At 58.2% G+C, this 22,992-nt stretch carries 13 protein-coding genes and 1 riboswitch; of the genes, 6 read left to right on the top strand and 7 right to left on the bottom strand.

Translation table 11 applies throughout. The features are described 5' to 3' along the window. The first annotated feature begins 234 nt into the window (after positions 1–234). From M2406_RS13250 to M2406_RS13230, 5 genes are all read left to right on the top strand, one after another. Positions 235–2,043, top strand: coding sequence for a sodium:proton antiporter (locus M2406_RS13250; RefSeq protein ID WP_259190309.1), 1,809 nt, complete (start codon positions 235–237; stop codon positions 2,041–2,043). Between the two features lie 52 nt (positions 2,044–2,095). Beyond that, positions 2,096–2,289, top strand: a riboswitch (Lysine riboswitch). Positions 2,290–2,398: 109 nt separating this feature from the next. Further along, positions 2,399–3,766, top strand: coding sequence for a lysine-sensitive aspartokinase 3 (lysC, locus tag M2406_RS13245; RefSeq protein ID WP_259190308.1), 1,368 nt, complete (start codon positions 2,399–2,401; stop codon positions 3,764–3,766). 144 nt (positions 3,767–3,910) lie between these two features. Next, complete coding sequence (gene panS / locus M2406_RS13240; protein WP_259190307.1) at positions 3,911–4,828, top strand: ketopantoate/pantoate/pantothenate transporter PanS; 918 nt, start codon at positions 3,911–3,913, stop codon at positions 4,826–4,828. Positions 4,829–5,214: 386 nt separating this feature from the next. After that, positions 5,215–6,891, top strand: coding sequence for a ShlB/FhaC/HecB family hemolysin secretion/activation protein (locus M2406_RS13235; protein WP_259190306.1), 1,677 nt, complete (start codon positions 5,215–5,217; stop codon positions 6,889–6,891). 45 nt (positions 6,892–6,936) lie between these two features. Beyond that, on the top strand, positions 6,937–11,784 hold the full coding sequence (locus M2406_RS13230) for a hemagglutinin repeat-containing protein (RefSeq protein WP_259190305.1): 4,848 nt from the start codon (positions 6,937–6,939) through the stop codon (positions 11,782–11,784). 88 nt (positions 11,785–11,872) lie between these two features. Here the strand turns inward: M2406_RS13230 and M2406_RS13225 are convergent, their stop codons facing one another. The 6 genes from M2406_RS13225 to M2406_RS13200 form a co-directional block, all read right to left on the bottom strand. Then, entirely contained in the window at positions 11,873–13,522 is a 1,650-nt protein-coding gene (locus M2406_RS13225; RefSeq protein ID WP_012147177.1) for a Na/Pi cotransporter family protein, read from the bottom strand. A 127-nt stretch (positions 13,523–13,649) separates the two neighbouring features. Further along, a complete protein-coding gene (locus M2406_RS13220; RefSeq protein WP_012147178.1) occupies positions 13,650–14,642 on the bottom strand; it encodes an ABC transporter ATP-binding protein in 993 nt (330 codons plus the stop codon). 3 nt (positions 14,643–14,645) lie between these two features. Continuing rightward, on the bottom strand, positions 14,646–15,431 hold the full coding sequence (locus tag M2406_RS13215) for an ABC transporter permease (RefSeq protein ID WP_012147179.1): 786 nt from the start codon (positions 15,429–15,431) through the stop codon (positions 14,646–14,648). A gap of 17 nt (positions 15,432–15,448) precedes the next feature. Beyond that, a complete protein-coding gene (locus M2406_RS13210) occupies positions 15,449–16,288 on the bottom strand; it encodes an ABC transporter permease subunit (protein WP_012147180.1) in 840 nt (279 codons plus the stop codon). 10 nt (positions 16,289–16,298) lie between these two features. Next, positions 16,299–17,096, bottom strand: coding sequence for an alkaline phosphatase family protein (locus M2406_RS13205; protein WP_112362610.1), 798 nt, complete (start codon positions 17,094–17,096; stop codon positions 16,299–16,301). 11 nt (positions 17,097–17,107) lie between these two features. Continuing rightward, the gene (locus tag M2406_RS13200) at positions 17,108–18,169 is read right to left on the bottom strand and encodes an ABC transporter substrate-binding protein (protein ID WP_017894228.1); all 1,062 of its coding nucleotides are present in this window, start codon (positions 18,167–18,169) and stop codon (positions 17,108–17,110) included. Positions 18,170–18,360: 191 nt separating this feature from the next. On the opposite strand from M2406_RS13200, the gene M2406_RS13195 reads away from it, so the two are divergent. Beyond that, entirely contained in the window at positions 18,361–19,071 is a 711-nt protein-coding gene (locus tag M2406_RS13195; protein WP_259190301.1) for a UTRA domain-containing protein, read from the top strand. 37 nt (positions 19,072–19,108) lie between these two features. Here M2406_RS13195 and metH read toward each other — a convergent pair whose 3' ends face one another. Further along, positions 19,109–22,804 carry a methionine synthase gene (metH, locus tag M2406_RS13190; RefSeq protein WP_405050627.1) on the bottom strand — a complete coding sequence of 1,232 codons (3,696 nt, stop codon included), beginning with the start codon at positions 22,802–22,804 and terminating at the stop codon, positions 19,109–19,111. Between the last annotated feature and the right edge of the window lie 188 nt (positions 22,805–22,992).

Here is a 22,992-nt window from a genome sequence, read left to right as displayed (position 1 = left end):
GTCCGATTGTAGCCTGTTCGACTGTGATTATGATCTCTTTTCTTGCGATAGGCGCTAACTGTCAAACGCCGCCGCATCGTTTCAGCTCTTCCCCTATACTTTTGGATAACAGCCTGTTATCAGGGTTAGTTAACTGTCACTAAACTGTGTCAGGTTATCACCACGTCATTGACGTAATTAGGCTAAGGATGCGCGGCCAATCAGGCTGCGGTTTGAAACACGAAGGACATGACTATGGAATTATCTGCCCCGTTGATGTTGGTGGTTATTGGATTGAGTTCGCTGCTGGCGCAGTGGCTGGCCTGGCTGTTACGCCTGCCGGCCATTCTGCCGCTGCTGGTGTTTGGCGTGGTACTGGGCCCGGTGGTGCATTGGGTCCAGCCGGACGCGCTGTTTGGCGATTTGCTGTTCCCGCTGGTGTCGCTGTCGGTCGCCATTATTCTGTTCGAAGGCGCGCTGACGCTGCGGGTCGAGGAAATTCGTGGCCTGGGTGGCGTAGTGCGCAACCTGGTAACCATCGGCATGCTGATGACCTTCCTGGTGATTGGCGTGGCCTGCTGGTGGCTGCTGGACTTTCCGCCCGAACTGGCGGCGCTGATCGGTGCGGTAACGGTGGTCACCGGCCCGACGGTGATCGCCCCGCTGATGCGGGTGGTGCGACCCAACGCCAATATCAACCAGGTGCTGCGCTGGGAAGGGATAGTGATCGACCCGGTCGGCGCTATCTTCACCCTGCTGGTGTTTGAATTTATCGTACTGAAACAGCATTCGGAATCTTACACCCACCTGTTCTACACCCTGGGCATTACCGCCGCCGTCGGTCTGGTGGCCGGCGCACTGTTCGGTTACCTGCTGGGCGTGGCGCTACGCCGTGTCTGGCTACCGGGCTACTTGCAAAACCTGGCGGTGCTGGCAATTATGCTCACCGCTTTTGGCCTGTCCAACGCCATTGCCGACGAGTCCGGCCTGCTGACCGTCACGGTGATGGGCATCTGGCTGGCCAATATGCGCGATGTCGATACCAGCGACATCCTGGCATTTAAAGAAGAGCTGTCGGCGATCCTGATTTCGGCGCTGTTTATCATTTTGGCGGCACGGCTTGATATCCTGGCGTTGTGGAATATGGGCTGGCCGCTGCTGGGCCTGCTGCTGGTGGTGCAGTTTATTGCAAGGCCGCTGTGTATTGCGGTGTCGACCTGGCGCTCCTCCCTGCACTGGCGCGATCGGCTGCTGCTGTGCTGGATTTCGCCACGCGGTATCGTTGCTGCGGCGGTCAGTTCACTGTTCGCCCTGACCTTGCAACGCAGCGGTTATCCAGGAGCCGATCGCCTGGTGACCGTGGTGTTCGCCGTGATCATCGGTACCGTGGTGCTGCAAAGCCTGACCAGCAGCATGATGGCACGCTGGTTGCGGGTACAGCAGCAAAAACCGCGCGGCGTGCTGATCGTCGGCGCCAACAGCGTGGCGCGCATGCTGGCGCAGGCGTTGATAAAAATGAATATCCCGGTGATCGTCACCGACAGCAGTTGGGAGTATTACCGCCAGGCGCGTATGGACGGCATCCCCGCCTATTATGGCCATGCTTACTCCGAACATGCCGAGAACTACCTCGATCTCAGCGATACTGCGCAGGTGCTGGCGCTGTCGCCCAACCGCCATCAGAATGCGCTGGCGGTCTATCACTTTGGCCATATTTTTGGCGACGGGCAGGTGTTCGCCATCCGCTCCGGTGCCCCGCTGAAAGGTCGCGGCAACAGTGGTGAAAGCTCGCGCTTTCGTCGGCATGAGGTTTTATTTAATCAAGAAGCCACTTATGGCCGCTTAAGCAGTCTGATCGCCCAGGGGGCGACCATCAAGGCCACCAAGCTGAACGAGAACTTTGGCTGGCTGGAATATCTTGAGAAACATCAGGGCGTTATTCCGCTATTCAGTCAGCGCGAGGACGGCACTTTGCAGCCGATCGGTACCGGTTTCGTCCCGGCGATGCCCTGTACGCTGATTGCACTGGTACAAGATGAAAATCCCTCAACGTCCGGACGTTGACAGCAGCGCGATTACCGGCTATTCCTAACAGCCTACTTGCGCACCCGGTGCGCAAGCCAGAAGAGGTGCGTCGCCCAGGTAGAGTGTCAGAGGAGCCGTTGTCCAATGACGGCGCTTGAGGGGGAGCGACGCCGAGGTAAGGTGATGTGCGGCATTCATCGTATCGACTACAGGGGCTGAATCCCCTGAGTTGTCACCAGGGATTGTCCGTAGGGGCAATCAGCAAGGTGGGGCGCTTCTGGGTGTATCGTAGCGTTAACCTCTACGTCTGCCCCCTGCTTATCGCTCCTCCCTTGTGCCAAGGCTATGAAAAAAGCGCTCTCTGAATAGAGCCACCCTGACACGAGGTTTTTACATGAACCAAGCAGCACCCCAGAATTCCACCGTTGTCGCCAAATTCGGCGGCACCAGCGTTGCTGACTATGAAGCCATGAACCGCAGCGCCGACGTCGTACTCGCCAATCCGGACGTACGCCTGGTGGTCTTGTCCGCTTCTGCGGGCGTCACCAACCTGTTGGTGGCTCTGGCCGAAGGCAGCGATGCCGACAAACGCCATTTCCAGCTCGATGAAATCCGTCGCATCCAATACGCTATCCTTGATCGTCTCGATAATCCGGCGGTTGTCCGCGAAGAAATCGACCGCATGCTGGAAAACATCGCCATGCTGTCCGAAGCGGCGTCGCTGGCAAACTCGGCGGCATTGACCGACGAACTGGTCAGCCATGGCGAACTGATGTCTACCCTGCTGTTTGTGGAGGTCCTGCGCGCTCGCCAGGTGCAGGCGGAATGGTTTGACGTGCGTAAAGTGATGCACACCGATGACCACTTCGGGCGTGCCACACCGGACACCGCAGCGCTGAGCCAATTAGCCCAATCGCTGCTCAAACCGCGCCTGCAAGAAGCGCTGGTGGTGACCCAGGGCTTTATCGGCAGCGAGCCGAAAGGCCGCACCACCACGCTGGGCCGCGGCGGCAGCGATTACACCGCCGCACTGCTGGGCGAAGCGCTGAGCGTCAGCCGGGTGGATATCTGGACCGACGTGCCGGGCATCTACACCACCGATCCGCGCGTGGTTCCGGCGGCGAAACGCATTGATAAAATTACCTTCGAAGAAGCGGCAGAAATGGCGACCTTCGGTGCGAAAGTATTGCACCCGGCGACCCTGTTGCCGGCGGTGCGCTGCGATATTCCGGTGTTTGTCGGTTCAAGCAAGGATCCGGCCGCCGGTGGGACCCTGGTGTGTAATACCACCGAGAATCCGCCGCTGTTCCGCGCACTGGCGCTGCGCCGCAAGCAAACCCTGCTGACACTGCACAGCCTCAACATGCTGCACGCACGCGGTTTCCTGGCCGAAGTGTTCAACACTCTGGCGCGCCATAATGTCTCGGTGGATCTGATCACCACTTCTGAAGTCAGTATCGCGCTGACCATGGACACTACCGGCTCTACCAATACCGGTGGCAGCCCGCTGACCACCTCGTTGCTGACCGATCTTTCATCACTGTGTCGGGTAGAAGTGGAGGAAAACCTGGCGCTGGTGGCGTTGATTGGCAACAAACTTTCCCAGGCCTGCGGCGTCGGCAAGGAAGTGTTTGGCGTGCTCGATCCGTTCAATATCCGCATGATTTGCTACGGTGCCAGCAGCTATAACCTGTGCTTCCTGGTGCCCGGCAACGACGCCGAGCAAGTGGTACGCACCCTGCATCACAATCTGTTCGAATAAACTATTATCATCCCTTGCGGGCGCAGCATGCTGCGCCCCTACATCTAAAAAATCAGTTCATAATCGTAGGGGTTCAGTCCGCTGAACTCGCAAAAAAACACAACTCCATCCCATCGTTCTATTTGGCTAAGGAAAACCTCATTCATGCTGGCAAAATTTACCCGATTATTCCCCCTGTGGGCGGTGCTGCTCGCCGTCGCCGCCTACTTCACGCCCACCAGCTTTACCGGTATCGGCCCCTACGTCAGCCCGCTGTTGATGTTGATCATGTTCGCCATGGGCGTCACGCTGCGGCTGGATGACTTCAAGCGCGTGCTGTCCCGGCCTGGCCCGGTAGCCGCCGGGATCTTTCTGCATTACCTGATCATGCCGCTGGCGGCCTGGCTGCTGGCGATGCTGTTCCACATGCCGCCGGATCTTTCCGCCGGTATGGTGCTGGTTGGCAGCGTGGCCAGCGGCACGGCTTCCAACGTCATGATCTATCTGGCAAAAGGCGATGTGGCACTGTCGGTAACCATCTCGGCGGTTTCCACGCTGGTGGGCGTGTTCGCCACGCCGTTGCTGACCCGCTTATACGTTGATACCGAGATCAGCGTCGATGTGATGGGCATGCTGCTGAGCATTCTGCAGATCGTGGTGATCCCGATTGGTCTGGGGTTGATCGTCCATCACACCTTTACCAAAGCCGTCAAACGCATTGAGCCTATTCTGCCGGCGCTGTCGATGGTGTGTATTTTGGCGATCATCAGTGCCGTAGTGGCAGGCAGCCAAAGCCATATCGCCTCGGTCGGGCTGGTGGTGATCATCGCGGTGATCCTGCATAACGCCATCGGGCTGCTGAGCGGTTACTGGGGCGGCAAGCTGTTTGGCTTTGACGAGTCCACCTGCCGTACGCTGGCGATTGAAGTCGGCATGCAGAACTCCGGGCTGGCGGCAACGCTGGGCAAAATCTACTTCTCACCGCTGGCCGCGCTGCCGGGTGCGCTGTTCTCTGTGTGGCATAACCTGTCCGGTTCACTGCTGGCGGGTTACTGGTCCGGTCGGCCGACCGACAAAAAGTAATTTCACTCTGGGGCGCAAAATAACTGCGCCCCACCCCTTCTGCGAAATTTCGTATTTCCCACTGGTCGGATTGTCAGAATTACCCCCAGCCTCTATTATCCCCAGACAAAATAAAAATTCAGATTCTTCCCATCCGTGCCGATAAAGTTTAAATAACGGACAGGTTAATTACTTTTTTTAGTTAATTAACTAAAGGAATCAGAAAATTAAAACAAGCAGCCTAATTATTATTTAGATAAATACCCACCGTCTTAATTTGCCTGCGGCAAATCGAGATATCACGCAATGTGCTTGTCGCTCGCTGTTTCGGGCCGGCCTCTGGCCGTCCGTTTCTTGACCTCATGGATTGAGCAGGCCACCCCGCTGGCTTCTCATAATGGATTAAAATGATTAAAAAAACCGTCGCACTGGCGTTGCTGTTCAGCACCGCACTCCCCGCCGCTACCCTGCCGGAAATGGAGCATTTTTCGCCGATGGGCGAATCACGCCGCGCCCTGCAAGACGGCACGCGTGAAGTGAATCAACAGATAGAACAACGCCGCTACCGACAGCTTAAACAGCAGCAATTACTGGCAGAACCCGAGCCTGCGCCCCCGGCATTACCGCGTTCGGCCCAGTGCCTGCCCATCGATGGCGTATATCTGCAAGGCATTACCCTGCTGTCGGCGAAAGATTTGGCGGCGCTCAGCGCACTGCCACCACGTTGCATCAGCAGTAATGACATCAACCGCCTGGCGCGCGAATTAACCCGTTTATATCTTGATAAAGGCTATATCACCGCCCGCGTACAGTTTATTCGCCCTAATGCCGAGGGGGAATTAGGGCTGCGGGTGACCGAAGGATTTATCGAGAAAATAGAAGGTGGCGATCGTTGGGTTAACAGCCAATTATTATTCCCCGGACTGGAAGGTAAGCCGCTGAAATTAACTCAGCTCGACCAAGGATTGGATCAGGCCAATCGTTTGCAATCGAACAAAACCCGCTTGGATATATTGCCGGGCAGCCAAACCGGCGGCTCCATTATTCGCTTGCACAACCAACATGCCAAACCCTGGTTGCTGTCTACCACCCTGGACAATTATGGCCAAAAAAATACCGGCCAGTGGTTAGCGCGCAGCACGGCAACGCTGGACAGTCCATTCGGCCTGTCGGACTTTGTCAGTCTGAACGTCGCCGGCACGCTGAAAGACCCATCGCAGCGCTACAACCGCGCCTATACCCTGCTCTATTCCCTGCCCTACGGCGCCTTTACCTTCAGCGGCTTTGCCAGCTATTCGCAATACATGAACCGCCAGCAGTTGGTGTTCAACAGCTATAAGCTGCACGGCCAGACCCAGCAGTACGGCCTGCGCGGCGACTATGTGTTTTACCGCGATCGCGATCAAATCAACGCCCTGAGCGGTCAGCTAACCCATAAGCGCATCAATAACTATTTCGACACCGTGCGTATCGGCCTCGGCAGCCCGACGCTCAGCCTGTTCGAACTGGGCGTTAACCACTTGCAGATCCTGCCTGGCGGGCTGCTCAGCGCCAACCTCAGCGTAGAACAAGGATTGCCGTGGTTTGGGGCCGACAGCCACGGCGGTGCCGGGCTGCCCGATGCCCAATTCACCAAGGGCAAGCTGTTTGCCAACCTCAACCAACGTTTCACCCTGGCCGGTTCCAGCTACCAGCTCAGTAACCTGCTTTACGGGCAATACAGCCGCGATCGCCTGCCCGGCGTGGAATGGCTCAGCCTGACCGACCGCAGCGCGATCCGCGGTTTCAGCCGCAGCACGCTGTCCGGCGATAACGGCTGGTATCTGCAAAATACCCTGTCTCGCAGCTTCAACCTGGGCCAAAGCATCCTCACCCCGCGCATTGGTGGCGATGTCGGCCGGGTGCTGCCGCGTGACAATCGCCCCTCTGGCTGGCAAAGCAGCGCAGGTCTGAGTGCCGGCGCCACTCTGCGTTACCAGCGGGCGTCGCTCGACGTCGAAGCCAGCCGTGGCTGGCTACTGTCCAGTCACGCCATGCCCGACGATCCCGTCCAGGTACTGGCGCGCTTTTCGTACACCTTTTAGTCAGCGTTTTCTTGCACTACCACAGCGATATATGGAGATACATGGATGAAAAATAATAACTTCAGGCTTTCGGCGGCGGGTAAGTTGGCCGCTTCACTGGCGATCATTCTCACCTCGCTCGGCAACGGTTACGCCGCTGAGATCGTGGCGGCCAACGGCGCTAACGGACCCGGTGTTACCACTGCCGGTAACGGTGCGCAGGTGGTGAATATCGTGACCCCGAATGACCACGGGCTGTCGCATAACCAGTATCAGGATTTCAACGTCAACCAGCCAGGCGCGGTGCTGAATAACTCACTCAACGCCGGGCAGTCTCAGTTGGCCGGGCAGTTGGGTGCCAACCCGAACCTGAACAATCAGGCGGCCAGCGTGATCCTCAACGAAGTGATCAGCCGCAATCCATCACTGTTGCTCGGCCAGCAGGAAATCTTCGGCATGGCGGCCGACTACGTGCTGGCCAACCCGAACGGCATTAGCTGTAACGGCTGCGGTTTTATCAATACCAGCCGTTCATCACTGGTGGTGGGCAACCCGCTGGTGGAAAACGGCATGCTGCAGGGCTACAGCACGCTGGGTAATCGCCACACCCTGAGCCTGGATGGCAAACTCAACGCCGCTGGCGTGCTGGATTTGATCGCACCGAGAATCACCAGCTACGGCGAGGTGATCGTCAACCCGGTCTACGATCAGAAAAGCAACAAAAGTGTCTCAGATATCAATGCCATCAGCGGCAACAACCGCGTATCGCGCGATGCAAAGGTGCTCAGCAGCGAGCAACCTGAGATCACATACTGGGAGCAGTTCTTCGGCACAACGGACAGCTACTATCTTGGCAGCATGCAGGCAGGCCGCATCAATATCGTCCATACCCGAACCGGCAGCGGTGTGAGGCTGGCGGGCCAACTGCAGGGCAGCGAAGAGATCCGGGTGAAAGCCCACAACATCAGTACCCAAAGCAAGGTCAGTAACTACGACACCAGCCGCACCAGCGGTGATAACTACCAAAACTATCGCGGCGGCATCTACATCGGCGGCTACAACAACAGCCAACGACTGACCCGCACTGAGCTGAAAGGTAAAAACATCAGCCTGCTGGCCGATAACAGCAACCACCTGAGCGCCGTCGATATTCAAGGTGAAGAGATCCGCTTGCAAGGTGCCAGCCTGACGCTCGACGGTCAGCAACTGAAACAGGCTCAGGGCGACACCGACAACCAATGGTTCTACTCCTGGAAGTACAACGTCAGCCGTGATAATGAACAGCATCAGCAGATCGGCAGCACCATCAGCGCCACAAAGAATGCCACGCTGACCGCCACCAAACAGGATGTGAAGCTGCTTGGCACCACGATCACGGCGGGCGACACGTTGAAAATCGAGGCCAAGCGCGACGTGCAGCTCAGCGGGCTGGTCGAGAAGAATAAATCCAGCGAACGCGGTAATCAGCGCAACCATACCTCCAGCCTGCGCACCGGCAGTTGGTACAACAGCCAGGAGACCGAAAGCCTGAAGGCCAGCGATTTGTATAGCGGCGGCGATCTGACGCTCACGGCCGGCAACAATCTGCAGGCCCAGGGGGCCAAAGTCCATGCGGGACGTAACCTGACGGTCGACGCCAAGGACCAAATCAATATCAACGTGCAAAAATCCGCCAATGCGAAGACCGTCCGCGACAATAAAACCTCATGGGGCGGGATTGGCGGCGGTAACAACAAGGACAACAGCAACCTTCGCGAGATCAGCAACGCCTCCGAACTGACAGCCGACGGCATTTTGCGGCTGAACGGGCAGCAGGGCGTCACCATTACCGGCAGCAAGGTGAAAGGCAAACAGGGGGGGTTTGTCGAAGCCAGTGAAGGTGGCCTGCGGATCGACAACGCGCTCAGTACCAACGTCGACAAGGTCAATGCCCGCACCGGCACTGCCTTTAACATCACCAGCAGTTCGCAAAAATCCAACAACAGTTACCAACAGTCCACCGCCAGTGAGCTGGTTTCCGATACCAACCTGCAGTTGGTCAGTAAAAAGGATACCGACGTGGTGGGCAGCAAGGTGACCAGCGTCGGCAAGCTGGACATCAATGCCGGTGGCAATATCAACGTCAGCGCCGCAGAGCAGCAGCAACGCATTGATGAGCAGAAAACCGCGCTGACTGTCAACGGTTATGCCAAAGAGCAAGGTGATAAGCAATACCGCGCCGGCCTACGAATTGAACATACCAGCGACAGCGAGAAAACCACCCGCAGCGAGCAACAGTCTTCGATGCTCAGTGGCGGCAGCGTAGCGTTGAAAGCGGATAAAGACGTGACTTTCACCGGCTCCAAACTGGTGACCACTAAGGGTGATGCCAGCGTCAGCGGCGACAACGTCTCCTTCCTGGCGGCGGAAAACAAGACCACCAGCGACACCGAGAAAACCAAAATTGGCGGCGGTTTTTATTACACCGGTGGCATAGATAAAGTCGGTTCCGGTATCGAAGGCGGTTACGAGAACAGCAAAACACACTCGGAAAGCCGCAAGGCTGTGACTTCGGGCAGTGACATTGCCGGCAATCTGACCATTAACGCCAAGGACAAGCTGACCCAACAAGGTGCCCAGCACCAGGTGGGCGGTAAATATCAGGAAAATGCCGACAGCATCGCCCATCTGGCCGCTATCGACAGCGAAAGCAGCCACACCCGCAAAACCGACGTCGGCGTGGATATCAGTGCCAACATTGATTACAGCGCCGTCACCCGCCCGGTTGAGCGCGCGGTAGGGAAAGCCGCGAAGCTGGACGCCAACGGTGTAATTAACGAGATCGGCGGCATCGGCGCACCTAATGTCGGGCTGGATATCAGCGCCAATGGCGGCAGCAGCGAAAAGCGCAGCAGCAGTTCGCAGGCCGTGGTCAGCACCATTACCGCCGGGGATATTGAGATATCCGCCAGCGGCAAACTGCAGGATAGCGGAACAAAATACCAGGCCAGCCAGGGGAGCGTAACGCTGACGGCAGACAGCCACCAAAGTGAAGCGGCGCAAAACAGTCGGCAGGAAAGCAACAGCGAAACCCGCGGCGGCGCCAGCGTGCGCGTTTATACCACCACCGGCAGCGATCTGACCGTGGATGCCAAAGGTGAAGGCGGCAATAAACGCAGCGAAAGCGGCGGCAGCCAGGCCGTTACCGGCAGCATCACCGCCGCCAATGGCATCGATATCAAGGTCAAGCAGGACGCGGTGTATCAGGGTACCTCGCTGGATGCCGGTAAGGGTAAGGCACAGGTGAAAGCGGAAGACGGCAACATCCGTTTCGAGCAGGCCACCGATCGCAACCATGAAAGCCACAGCGGCTTCAATGTCAAAGTGTCGGCCAAAGGCGGTACCTCACCGGAAACCAAAAGCTTCGGCGCCGGGCTGGGCGGCGGTCACAGCAAAGGGGCGAGCGATGGCAGCAGCGCACAGGTCAGCCACCTCGGCGGGAAGCAGGGCGTAGAGCTTGAGGCCGGTCGTGGGCTGACGCTGCAAGGCAGCACGGTTACCAGCCAGGGTGACGTCTCGCTGAAGGCAGGCGAAAAGGTCGCAATACAGGCAGCCAAGTCGCACCAAACGCGTAAGGACGACACGCTGTCAGGTAATATCGATATTGGTGGTATCAGCACCGACAACGACAAAAAAAGTGCGGGCGTCATTTCCCTCGGCGGCGCATTTGACATTGCCAAGGTCGATGAGTCCTCCACGACTCAACAGGGCGGCAAAATCACCAGCGGCGGCGCAGTGAACATTACCGCCAAAGGCAATGGCGACCAGGCGTTGCACCTGCAGGGAACCGAGGTCAAAGGCAGCAGCGTCGCCTTGAATGCCGAACACGGCAGTGTGGTGTTAGAGTCGGCGCAAAATCAGGAGCAGAAAAACAACTGGAACCTGGGGCTGAAGGCCAACGTCAAAGGCGGCCAATCCTTCAACAAGGATGCCAACGGCAAGGTTGACACCACCAGCGGCAGCGACACCCATACTCTGGGTGCCGGAGTGAAGGTCGGCGTCGATAAGCTGCAGAAAACGACCCAGGGCAACAGCCTGATTAGCGCCGACGAAGTGACGCTCAACAGTGGCAAGGACACTACCCTGGCCGGCGCGCGAATCGATGCCGATCGCGTACAGGGCAACGTCGGTGGCGATCTGCACGTCAAGAGCCGTAAAGACAGCGAAAGCAGCGTCAAGGTCAACGTGGACGTCGGCCTGAGCCACACCAACGATCCGGCCAGCAGCATCACCTCCAAACTGTCGAAAGTGGGCACGCCGCACTATGCCGGTAAAGTGAAGGAGAAGCTGGAGGGCGGCATCAACAAGGTCGCTGACGCCACTACCGACAAGTACAACAGCGTGGCCCGTCGTCTCGATCCCAAACAGGATACCACCGGCGCGGTCAGTTTCAGCAAGGCCGATAGCAAAGTCACCCTGCCGGAAACGCTGGTCGGCGAAAAAGAGAAGGCCCCGCTGTGGGATCGCGGCGCTCGCTTCCTCGGCAACAAGTCCAAAGAGAGCCTGACCGGCCCCGCAGGGCTACAGGGCCAGTTCAAGGTCAACGCCGACGTGGTCAATAACGATGCGGTTGGCGTGCAGTCCGCCATCAGCGGGAAAAATGACGTGACGTTGAACGTGCAGGGCAACACCCATCTGACAGGCGGCGAGATCCGCAGCCAACAAGGCGAGGTGACGCTGGGTAACGGCAAGCTGGAGCAACAGGACGTGGCGGGCAATCGCTATCAGGGTGGCGGCCACCTCGATGCGGCCGCCTCGGCCGGCGCACTGCTGGGCATCGCCGGAAAAAGCGTGGTGAACCTGGAGACCCCGGTCGGTGGTTATATCAACAACCAGGCCGCCGATGCCAAGGCAGGAGTCTTTTCGGGTAAATAACTGGCGGTAAATGGTCCCCTCTCCTTCGGGAGAGGGAGACGCCTATTTAAGCAATGCCTTTGGCAGCAGGTTTCAGCCGGGGCATTTTTTATAGCGTGCTCGGGGTGTCCTCCCACTCACGCTCGTCATCCTTCTCATCCTGATCCAGCACGTTATACGCCACCGCTGCGAACAGGGAATTCAGACGTTTCATGTCACCCAGCAGCCCCAGATGCAGCGAACTGGTTTCGATGCTTTGCACGTTCTGTTGGTGCAGGCGATCGACGTGCGCATGCGCGTAGCGGCGATCCAGAATACGGAAGCGGTGCTTGGAGCGTCGCAGCCGCTTGGCGCTGGTGAGGTCACCGGACAGGAACACCGAAAGACTTAACCGCAGATTGCCAATCAGTCGCTCATACAACGTGTCCAGCTCCGCCAATCCTTCGGCTGAAAACGCCCGCCGCGCCGCAAGTGACTTCGACGCAATATCGCCGGTCATGCGTTCGATAATATCCCCGGCCTGCTCCAGGTTGAGCGCCATTTCGATGATTTCTGCCCAACGTCGCGAATCCTCTTCGCCCAGTTCCTCTTTCTGGATCTGCGCCAGATACAGCTTGATGGCGGTGTACAGCACATCAACGTCATCGTCCAACCGGCGCACCTCTTTATCCTGCCCTATCTTGCCGTGCAGCACTTCGCGGTGCAGGATCATCATATGTTCTACCACATCCCCCATGCGCAGGGTCTCACGCGCCGCATTGGCCAACGCCAGCGTCGGCGTATCCAACGCGCTGGCATCCAGATGCCGTGGTCGCAACCGGGGATCGTCAGCCGCTACGTCGGCGATCAGCGTTTCGCACAGCCGCGCCATCGGCCCGGCCAGCGGGATCAGTATCAGGCAGCGGATCAGGTTGTAGAACACGTGGAAATAAATCACCAACTCTTCGTTGCCACCGGGCAGCCGAGCCATCGCATCAGCCAGATAAGAGACAAAGGGCAGCACCAGCACACAACCGATCAGCTTGAACAGCAGGCTGCCTAACGCCACCCGACGGCCGGCGGCATTCTGGCCACTGGTGTTAATCACCGCCAGCAGACCACTGCCAAGATTGGCACCGATCACCAGGCACAGCGCCACTTTCAGCGAAATCACGCCGGAGGCGGTCAGGGTTGCCGTCAGCAACACCGCCGCCAGACTGGAATAGCTGACAATGGCGAACAACGCGCCAGTCAGGGCATCCAGCATCACATCACCGGTCAGTGACGAGAACAGCACCTTCACCCCTGCCCCTTGGGTGATTGGCGTTGCGGCAGCCACGATCAGCTCCAGCGCCAGAACAATCAGCCCCAGGCCAATACACACTCGGCCCATTTGGCCCACGCGAGTTTGCTTGCGGCTGAGAAACAGGAACACGCCGACCAGGATCAGCAGCGGGGACAGCCAGGAGAGATCAAAGGTCAGGATGCGCGCCATCAGCGCGGTACCAACGTCGGCACCGAGCATGATCACCAGTGCAGGCGTCAGCCCCACCAGCCCTTGTGCGACGAAAGAGGTCACCAGCAGCGCAGTAGCGTTGCTGCTTTGCACCAGCGCGGTCACGCCGATACCTGAGACGAACGCCAGCGGCTTTTTCTGCACGCTGTCACTCAATACTCGACGCAAATTAGCGCCATAGACCCGCATAATCCCGGTGCGCACGATGTGGGTACCCCACACCAACAGCGCCACCGCAGAGAGCAGATGAAGAAGGGTCAACACGAAAAATACGCTCCCTAAACGCCAGCAAGGCAACCGTTCTGCCGGGCGTTAAAAGAGCAGAACAGCGGCAACGGGTTGCAGACTGCCGCTGAAGGGAAGGGAAATTCCGTTTGTCAGCGGGAAAATGTCATGCAACTTCCCGTAATGTAACAGTTTCTAAGTGTAGTCCAATTTCACTGCCGTCGGGCCGCAAATCCTCGACCGAACGGTTGAGCACGTCGACCAGCAACTCTACGCCGCGGGCCTTAACCCGATAGCGCACCACGTTGCCCAGCAGGCTGTGGTTGAGGATAGTGGCGGCGATACCCTGCCCGGCAGGCAGTAAGGTCATGGACTCCGGGCGAACAGCCACCTTACCGCGATAAGTGTTGCCGGTCAAAACCGACGCCTGTTCGGCGCTCAGCAGATTGTAGTTGCCGATAAACCCGGCGGCGAAAACGTCAGCCGGTTGAGTGTATAAGGTTTCCGCATCGCCACTTTGTACAATTTGCCCCTTGTTCATCAGCACGATGCGATCCGACAGCGTCAGCGCCTCTTCCTGATCGTGGGTGACAAAGATCGCCGTCAGGTTCAGCTCACGCTGGATCCGACGGATCTGTTCGCGCAGATGTTTGCGGATACGGGCATCCAGCGCCGAGAGCGGTTCATCGAGCAGTAACAAACGTGGACGCGTCACCAGGGATCGTGCCAGCGCCACCCGTTGGCACTGGCCGCCGGAAAGCTGATGCGGATAGCGCTTCGCCAGTTCGGTCAGTTCCACCAGTGCCAGCACCTCCTGCACCCGCTGCTGGATCTGCCCGGTCGCCAGCTTTTGCATTTTCAGGCCGAATGCCACGTTACCTTCAACCGTCATGTTCGGGAACAGCGCATAGCTCTGAAACACCATGCCGATACCGCGTTTTTGCGGCGGCACCGGCACCAGATCCTGCCCCTGCAGCAGGATCTGCCCGCTGTCGACCGAAGTCAGGCCCGCCAGACAGCGCAGCAGCGTAGACTTGCCGCAGCCGCTCGGCCCGAGCAGAGTGACAAACTCACCTTCTTCGGCAGTGAAATCGATATCCTGAAATACCTGGGTCTGGCCGTAGTGTTTGTTGAGGCGGGTCACGTTGAGATAAGCCATGGGTTAGCCCTTATTTTTATTCAGCAAATTCGCCAACCAGGTGACGATCAGCACCACGGCGAAATAAGAAATGACCAGTGCGCTGGTGAAATGGCCACTGCCGTTACGCATGTTAAACAGGTAAACCTGCAGCGTTTCATACTGGCTGCCCACCAGCAGGTTGGCGAAGACGAACTCACCAATCAGGAAAGAAAACGACAACAGCACGGCAATCATCCCGCCCTTGCGCAGGTTCGGCAGCACCACCAACAGTGCCGCTTTCCAGGTGCTGGCCCCGAGCAGATGCGCGGCATCCATCAGATCACGCAGGTTAATCGCCTGCATGTTGTTGCTGATGGCTCGGTAAATAAACGGCAGCGCGATAGAGAAGTAGCAGCCAATCAGGATCCACGGCGTGCCCAGCAGCGGCAGCGGATCGGCGGCGAACAGTTGCATCAGCCCGACCGCCGACACCACTGGCGGCACGGCGAATGGCAGCAGGATCAGCACGTTCATTACCGCGTCCAGCTTGGGGAAATAGTAAGCAATCACAAACATCATCGGCAAAATCACCACCACCGCCAGCACCAAAGTGCCAAAGCAGATCAGCAGCGAGTGCCACAGCGCCAGCAGGAAACGCGGATCGCTCCATAACGTCACCAGCCATTTCAGGGTAAAACCGTCCGGCAGTATGGTCGCGCCCCATTGGGTGGCCAGCGCATAAATCAGCGTCGCCGCCAGCGGTAACAGCAGGATCAGCAGCAGCAAGCCGCTCACCACGCGGTGATAGCCGGTTTCAAAACGCGACATGGCCGCCCTCCGCAATATTATGAGCGTGCATTGAGGTAACTCCTGCGCAGCAGCCACTGATGGATCAGAGTGATAAACGCCATCATCGCCACCAGCAGCATCGCCAGCGCACTGGCCAGGTTAGGATCGAGAGAGATGTCCCCCGCCACCAGCGCCGAGATCCGGATGGGGATAACGTTAAAATTGCCGGTGGTCAGCGCATACACAGTGGCATAAGCACCCAATGCGTTGGCCAGCAGGATGACAAAGGTGCCCATCAGCGCCGGTGCCAGCACCGGCAGGCCGATATGCCGCCAATAGCGCCACGGGCTGGCACCGAGCAGCGATGCCGATTCGCGCCAGTCTTCACGCAGCGCATCAAACGCCGGGTACAGCAGCAGCACGCCGAGCGGGATCTGGAAGTAGGTGTAGAGCACAATCAGCCCGGTTTTGGAGTAAAGGTTAAAACTCTCCATCAGGCCGTATTTGCGCAGCAGTAGCGTCAGACAGCCATTCAGCCCCAGCAGGATGACGAAGGCAAACGCCAGCGGCACCCCGGCGAAGTTGCTGGTCATGTTGGTAAACGACATCACAAAATCATGGAACCGCGTCTGACCCAGTTGGCGCAGTGAGTAACTGCCCACCAGGGCGATTAACAGCCCATAGACGCTCGACCAGAGAGAAATCTCCAGCGAGAACTGAAACGCCTGCAGATAGAACGGCGAGGTCAACACATCAACATAGTTGCCCAGCCCCCAGCCGCTGGTTTGGCTGAAAAAACTGCTGACCGCAATCCACACCAGCGGCGCGATTTGGAACGCACCAAACAGCAGGATAAACGGCAACAGGCACAAGGCGGCAATCCACTTGGCTTTCATCCAATCACCCTTATGCCAACAGCGCACGGCAGCGTGGCTTGTCGTGCGCCACCTGCAGCACCTCGCACAACGTACCGCACAGGTCGGTTTGCTGCGGGTCGGCATCGTTTTGGCTAAATGCGCTGCCGAAGACAAACAGCGGCACCTGACGCTCTTCCGGCAACACGCCGCCGTGGCTGCGATCGTCATTCATGCCATGATCGGCGGTAACCATCACCTGATAACCGTCGGCCAACCAATCGGCCAAATAGCGCGACAGCACGCCGTCAGCATTGCGCGCCGAATTGCGGTATTGCGGCGAAGACAGGCCGAAGCGGTGCCCGGCATCATCAATGTTCATCGGGTGGATCAGCAAGAAATCGGGCTGATGACGGCGGCGCAGGCTTTCGGCATCGTCAAACAGATGCGAATCCGGGTAGCGGTCGTCGTAATAAAAATGGCCGTGCTGGATCGGCAACTCGGCATCGTCGGTATGGCGATCGCGGGCGGCATCAAACGGGGTACGGTTATACAGCTCACTGAACCAATGGTAGGCGGCCGCAGCGGTGGTCAGCCCTGCGGCGCGCGCATAGTGAAACACGCTTTGCTGCTCTGAGAGGCGCGATACCTGGTTATGCACCACGCCACTCTCCACCGGCGGCACGCCAGTGAGGATGCACTCATACAGCGGGCGGGAGAGCGAGGGAAGCTCGCTCTCCAATTGATATAACCGTCCGCGCCCTGCCGCACATTCGGCCTGCAGATAGCCCATGGCGTCATGCGCCACCTGATAGTTCAGCCCGTCCAGCAGTACGAGGATCGTTTTCATAATGGCTTAACTCACTGCTGCATAAACATAATGACGTTTTCCTGCCACTGGCGCGGCAGCGTTTTGGCGCTTTGCTCCCAGGCCGCCGGATCGGCGATTGGGTGAGCATTTTTATATTGTTCGGCCGGCAGCAGCTTGGCTTTGACATCGTCCGGCAGCGTCAGATGTTCGGCACGGATGGGACGCGCGTAGCCACGCGCCAGGTTGATCTGGCCGGCGTCGGAGAAGATGTATTCACGCGCCAGTTTGGCGGCGTTCGGGTGCTTGGCGTATTTGTTGATGATGGTGGTGTAGCCTGAGGTGATTGAGCCGTCGGACGGGATCAACACTTCAAAGCGGGTTTTGTCGATCTGGTCACGGTAGTTAAGGCCGTTAAAGTCCCAAACTACGCCGACCTGGACTTCGCCTTTTTCCAGTGAGGCGATCACCGGGTTGCTCAGGCTCAAACGGCCGGCTTTCGCCAGCTTGCCGAAGAATTCCAGGCCCGGCTTCAGGTTCTTCTCATTGCCGCCCATGGCGTAAGTGGCCGCCAATACGCCGCTGGCCGCCTGCGAGGCGGTACCCACGTCACCGATAGTGACCTGATAGGTTCCTTTCAGCAGATCCGCCCAGCTATGCGGGATCTCTTTCACCTGTTTCTTGTTGATGATGAAAGCAATGGTGCCGGTATAGGCCAGCGCCCAATGACCGTCTTTGTCTTTCGCCCAGTCAGGCACCTGATCCCAGGTGGATGGCTTGTACGGCTGGGTCACCCCTTTTTGTACCGCGATCGGGCCGAATGCCGCGCCCACATCACCGATATCCGCCGTAGCGTTGCTCTTTTCGGCATCGAACTTGGCGATTTCCTGCGCCGAGCTCATGTCGGTATCGGCATGTTTCAGGCCGTACTTGCTGAGCAGATCCTGCCAGGTGTCTTTCCAGTTGGCCCAGCTGTCCGGCATGCCGACGCTGTTGACCTCCCCTTCCTTCTTGGCAGCCTGTGCCAGCGCCGCCAGATCGGAATCGGCAGCCCAGCTGGTTTGGCTGGACAGGATAATGGCACTGGTTAACACAGAAGCGCACAAACGTTTCATAACTGATGCTCCGGGTGGTAGTGTGGAAGTGGCTGGACTAGTCCAGCAAGAACCAAGCCAATCTAACGGACGAATGTGATAATTATATGTCAGTCTAAAAAAGCAGCATTTTTATCGCATTCGGGCGTCACCGAAGCTGGCGTTGGTCTACCTTTAGCGGGGCAAAGCGCACTCAATTGGGGCAACTGTGCATGAGTGAAGGAACAACAACCGTGGCGACCATTTGCCAGATTCTGGCCAGCCGTATCGCCGACGGGGAGTTCAACGCCGACGGCAAACTGCCTTCCGAGCGAGCCCTGAGCGAACAGTTTTCCACCACCCGCATTACGCTGCAGGAAGCACTCGGCCAGTTGGAGGCGCAGGGTGTGATTTACCGTCAGGTCAGGCGTGGCTGGTTTATTTCACCACCCCGGCTGGTGTACAACCCGTTGCAGCGCAGCCATTTCCACGCCATGGCGCAGCAGCAGGGACGCGATGCCCATACCGAAGTGATCGACGCCGCCACTCTGCCGCTGTACGGCAGCCTGTGCCAACGCTTGGATCTGCCCCCCGGTAGCGAGATCTACCGCATTCGTCGGCTGCGCTATATCGACGGTCGTGCAGTGTTGTACTGCGAGCACTACCTCAATCCCGCCTATTTTGCCGGTATCCTGGAAGAAGATTTAACCCAGTCGCTGACCGGGCTGTACGCCGAACGCTACGGCATTCGTTATGGCAGGGTGCGTTTCGATATGCTGCCCACCCTGCTGCCACAGGAAGCGGCCACCATGCTGAAAGTGACCTACGGCAGCCCGGCGCTGTTTATTACCCGGGTTAACCGCGATCAGCACGATCGGGTGATTGATTGTGATTTGGAATATTGGCGTTACGACGCGCTGCACATTGACGTGGGGGCGCAATGACAGGGGCGCGGCAAGCCGCGCCCCTAAAGAAGGATAATCAGTCGGCGTCGTAGCCGAGGTTGGGTGCCAGCCAGCGTTCAACCTCGCTGACGCTCATGCCTTTACGCGCCGCATAGTCTTCCACCTGATCGCGCTGGAGCTGGGCTACTGCAAAATACTTGCTTTGCGGGTGGCTAAAGTACCAGCCGGACACCGCCGCCCCCGGCCACATGGCGAAGGATTCGGTCAACACCATACCGGTGTGGCGGTTAACGTCCAGCAGGCGCCAGATTTCCGCTTTCTCGGTGTGTTCCGGGCAGGCCGGATAGCCCGGAGCCGGGCGGATGCCCTGATAATTTTCGCGGATCAGCTCTTCGTTGCTCAGGTTCTCTTCAGCCGCGAAACCCCAGTGCAGCTTGCGCACCTGCTCGTGCAGGTACTCGGCGAAAGCCTCCGCCAGACGATCCGACAGCGCTTTCACCATGATTTTATTGTAATCATCGTGCTGCGCATCATAGGCCGCCGCCAGGTCATCCTCTTCCAGACCGCCGGTCACCGCGAAGGCGCCGAAGTAGTCGGCCTTGCCGCTGCTTTTCGGCGCGACAAAGTCCGCCAGACAGTAGTTCGGGAAGTCGGTTTTTTCCGTCTGTTGACGCAGGTGGCGGCTGACCACCAGCACCTCATCACGGTTTTCGTCGCGGTACACCTCCACATCGTCGCCGACGCGGTTGGCCGGGAACAGGCCATAGACGCCGCGCGGGTTGAGGCTGCCGTTGGCGGCAAGCATGTCCAGCATCTGGTTGGCGTCGGCGAACAGCCGTTTGGCCTCTTCACCCACCACTTCATCTTCCAGAATGCGCGGGTATTTACCCGCCAGCGACCAGGTCATAAAGAACGGCGTCCAGTCGATGTAATGGCGCAGCGTTTCTATACCGGCTTCAACCGGGTAAACGCCCAACCGTTTCGGCACCGGCGGCTGATAACTTTCCCAATCCAGCACCATGGCGTTATCGCGCGCTTTTTGCAGGCTGACCGGCGGAGTGCGTGGTTTTTTACGCGCGTGCTGGATGCGCACGGTTTCATATTCTTTACGGGTTCGCGCCACGAAATCGTCGCGTTGGGTGGAGGAAAGCAGTGCCGACACCACACCCACGGTACGTGAGGCATTTTGCACGTAGGTGGTTGAGCCACTGTAATTTTGCTCAATCTTCACCGCGGTATGGGCCTTGGACGTCGTGGCACCGCCGATCAGCAACGGCAGGGTAAAGCCCTGACGCTCCATCTCTTTAGCCACGTTGACCATCTCGTCCAGCGACGGGGTAATCAGCCCCGACAGGCCGATGATATCGACGTTCTGCTCACGCGCGGTTTTCAGGATTTTCTCCGTCGGCACCATCACGCCCAAATCGACAATTTCGTAGTTGTTGCACTGCAACACCACGCCGACGATATTTTTGCCGATGTCGTGTACATCGCCCTTCACCGTCGCCAGCAGGATTTTACCCGCCGTCGTCCCTTTCTCTTTGCTGGCCTCGATGTACGGCTCCAGATAGGCCACCGCCTGCTTCATCACACGGGCGGATTTCACCACCTGAGGCAGGAACATCTTGCCTTCGCCGAACAGGTCACCGACCACGTTCATGCCTGCCATCAGCGGCCCTTCGATCACTTCGATCGGACGATCCGCACGCTGGCGCGCTTCTTCGGTATCCAGTTCGATAAACTCGGTAATCCCTTTGACCAGTGAATATTCCAGCCGTTTTTCGACCGGCCAGCCGCGCCATTCAGCCTGCTGCACCGCCACTTCGTTGTCTTTGCTGCCGCGGTATTTTTCCGCCAGCTCCAGCAGGCGCTCGGTGCCGTCGTCGCGGCGGTTGAGGATCACGTCCTCCACCGCATCGCGCAGTTCGGCACTCAGATCGTCGTAGATCGCCAACTGCCCGGCGTTAACGATGCCCATATCCATGCCGTTGCGGATCGCGTGATACAGGAATACCGCGTGGATCGCCTCACGCACCGGATCGTTACCGCGGAATGAGAACGACACGTTGGACACCCCACCGGAGATCATCGCGTGCGGCAGGTGGGTTTTGATGTCGGCACAGGCTTCGATAAAGTCGACGGCATAGTTGTTATGCTCATCGATACCGGTGGCGACGGCAAAAATATTCGGGTCAAAAATGATGTCTTCCGGCGGGAAGCCGACGCGCTCGGTCAGGATTTTATAAGCGCGGCGACAAATCTCGAACTTGCGCTCGCGGGTATCCGCCTGGCCTGCCTCGTCAAATGCCATCACCACGACCGCAGCACCGTAGCGGCGCACCAGTTTGGCGTGGTGAATAAAGGCCTCTTCGCCCTCTTTCATCGAGATAGAGTTAACAATGCCTTTGCCCTGAATACACTTCAGGCCTTTCTCGATCACCGACCATTTGGAGGAATCGATCATGATCGGCACGCGGGCAATATCCGGTTCACCGGCAATCAGGTTGAGGAAACGCACCATCGCCGCTTCGGCGTCGAGCATCCCCTCATCCATGTTGATGTCGATAATCTGTGCGCCGCTTTCCACCTGCTGGCGGGCAACGGCTAGCGCTTCACTGTATTTCTCTTCTTTGATCAGCCGCTTAAAGCGGGCGGAACCGGTGACGTTGGTACGCTCGCCCACGTTGACGAAAAGCGTCTTGGCGTCAATGTTCAACGGCTCAAGGCCGGCCAGACGGCAGGCGACCGGGATCGCCGGCAGTTGACGCGGTGGCACACCCGCCACGGCCTTGACCATCGCGGCAATGTGTTCCGGCGTGGTGCCGCAGCAGCCACCGATAATATTCAGGAAGCCGGCATTCGCCCACTCGCCGACCTGTTTCGCCATCTCTTGCGCGTCCAGATCGTATTCGCCGAAGGCGTTGGGTAACCCGGCGTTGGGGTGAGCGGTGACGTAGCTTTCCGAGATACGCGACAGCTCAGAAACGTATTGGCGCAGTTCGTCCGGGCCCAGCGCACAGTTCAGGCCAAAGCTCAGCGGCTTGACGTGGCGCATTGAGTTATAGAAGGCTTCGGTGGTCTGGCCCGACAGGGTACGGCCGGAGGCGTCGGTGATGGTGCCGGAAATCATGATCGGCAACGCAACGCCCAGGGCTTCAAATTCGGTTTCCACCGCGAAGGCGGCGGCTTTGGCGTTCAGGGTATCGAAGATGGTTTCGATCATGATCAGATCGACACCGCCTTCCACCAGCGCACGCGTCGATTCGCGGTAGGCTTCCACCAGCTCATCGAAAGAAACATTACGGAACGCCGGATCGTTGACGTTCGGTGAAATAGAGGCGGTACGGTTGGTCGGCCCCAGCACCCCGGCCACGTAACGCGGCTGCTCTGGCGTGCGAGCGGTCCATTCATCGGCACAGGCTCGTGCCAGGCAGGCGGCCTGGTAGTTAATTTCGGCGGACAGCGACTCCATATGGTAGTCGGCCATGGCGATGGACGTGGAGTTGAAGGTATTGGTTTCGAGAATGTCGGCCCCCGCTTCCAGGTAGCCGTAGTGAATGGCGGTGATCACTTCCGGTTTGGTTAGCACCAGCAGGTCATTATTGCCTTTCAGATCGCTCTGCCAGTCGGCAAAACGCTCGCCACGAAAGTCACTCTCTTCCAGACGATAGCTCTGGATCATGGTGCCCATGCCGCCGTCCAACACTAAAATTCGCTGCGCTAACTGCCGGCGCAGTTGTTCTACTCGATTTGTCACTGTAACCCCTTCAATTACCGATCCAGCCCATCGCTCAACTGCTGCAAAAACCAACGAGTCATCCTAGCACAGGTTGTGCCGGCAAAGGTGCGGGCGCTAATTGAGAGTTTTTCAGGTTGCCGGGCAACAGATCCGATGAGCTGATTGACGGCTTGCAATTCACACGTAAAAAACGAAAATGAATTCCATCATACGGAAAAAGG

This window comes from Serratia sp. BIGb0163, from assembly GCF_024809935.1.
GTDB classification, from domain to species: Bacteria; Pseudomonadota; Gammaproteobacteria; order Enterobacterales; family Enterobacteriaceae; genus Serratia; species Serratia quinivorans.
Note: the sequence above shows the minus strand (reverse complement) of the source record. Positions and strands in the feature narration are given on the sequence as shown.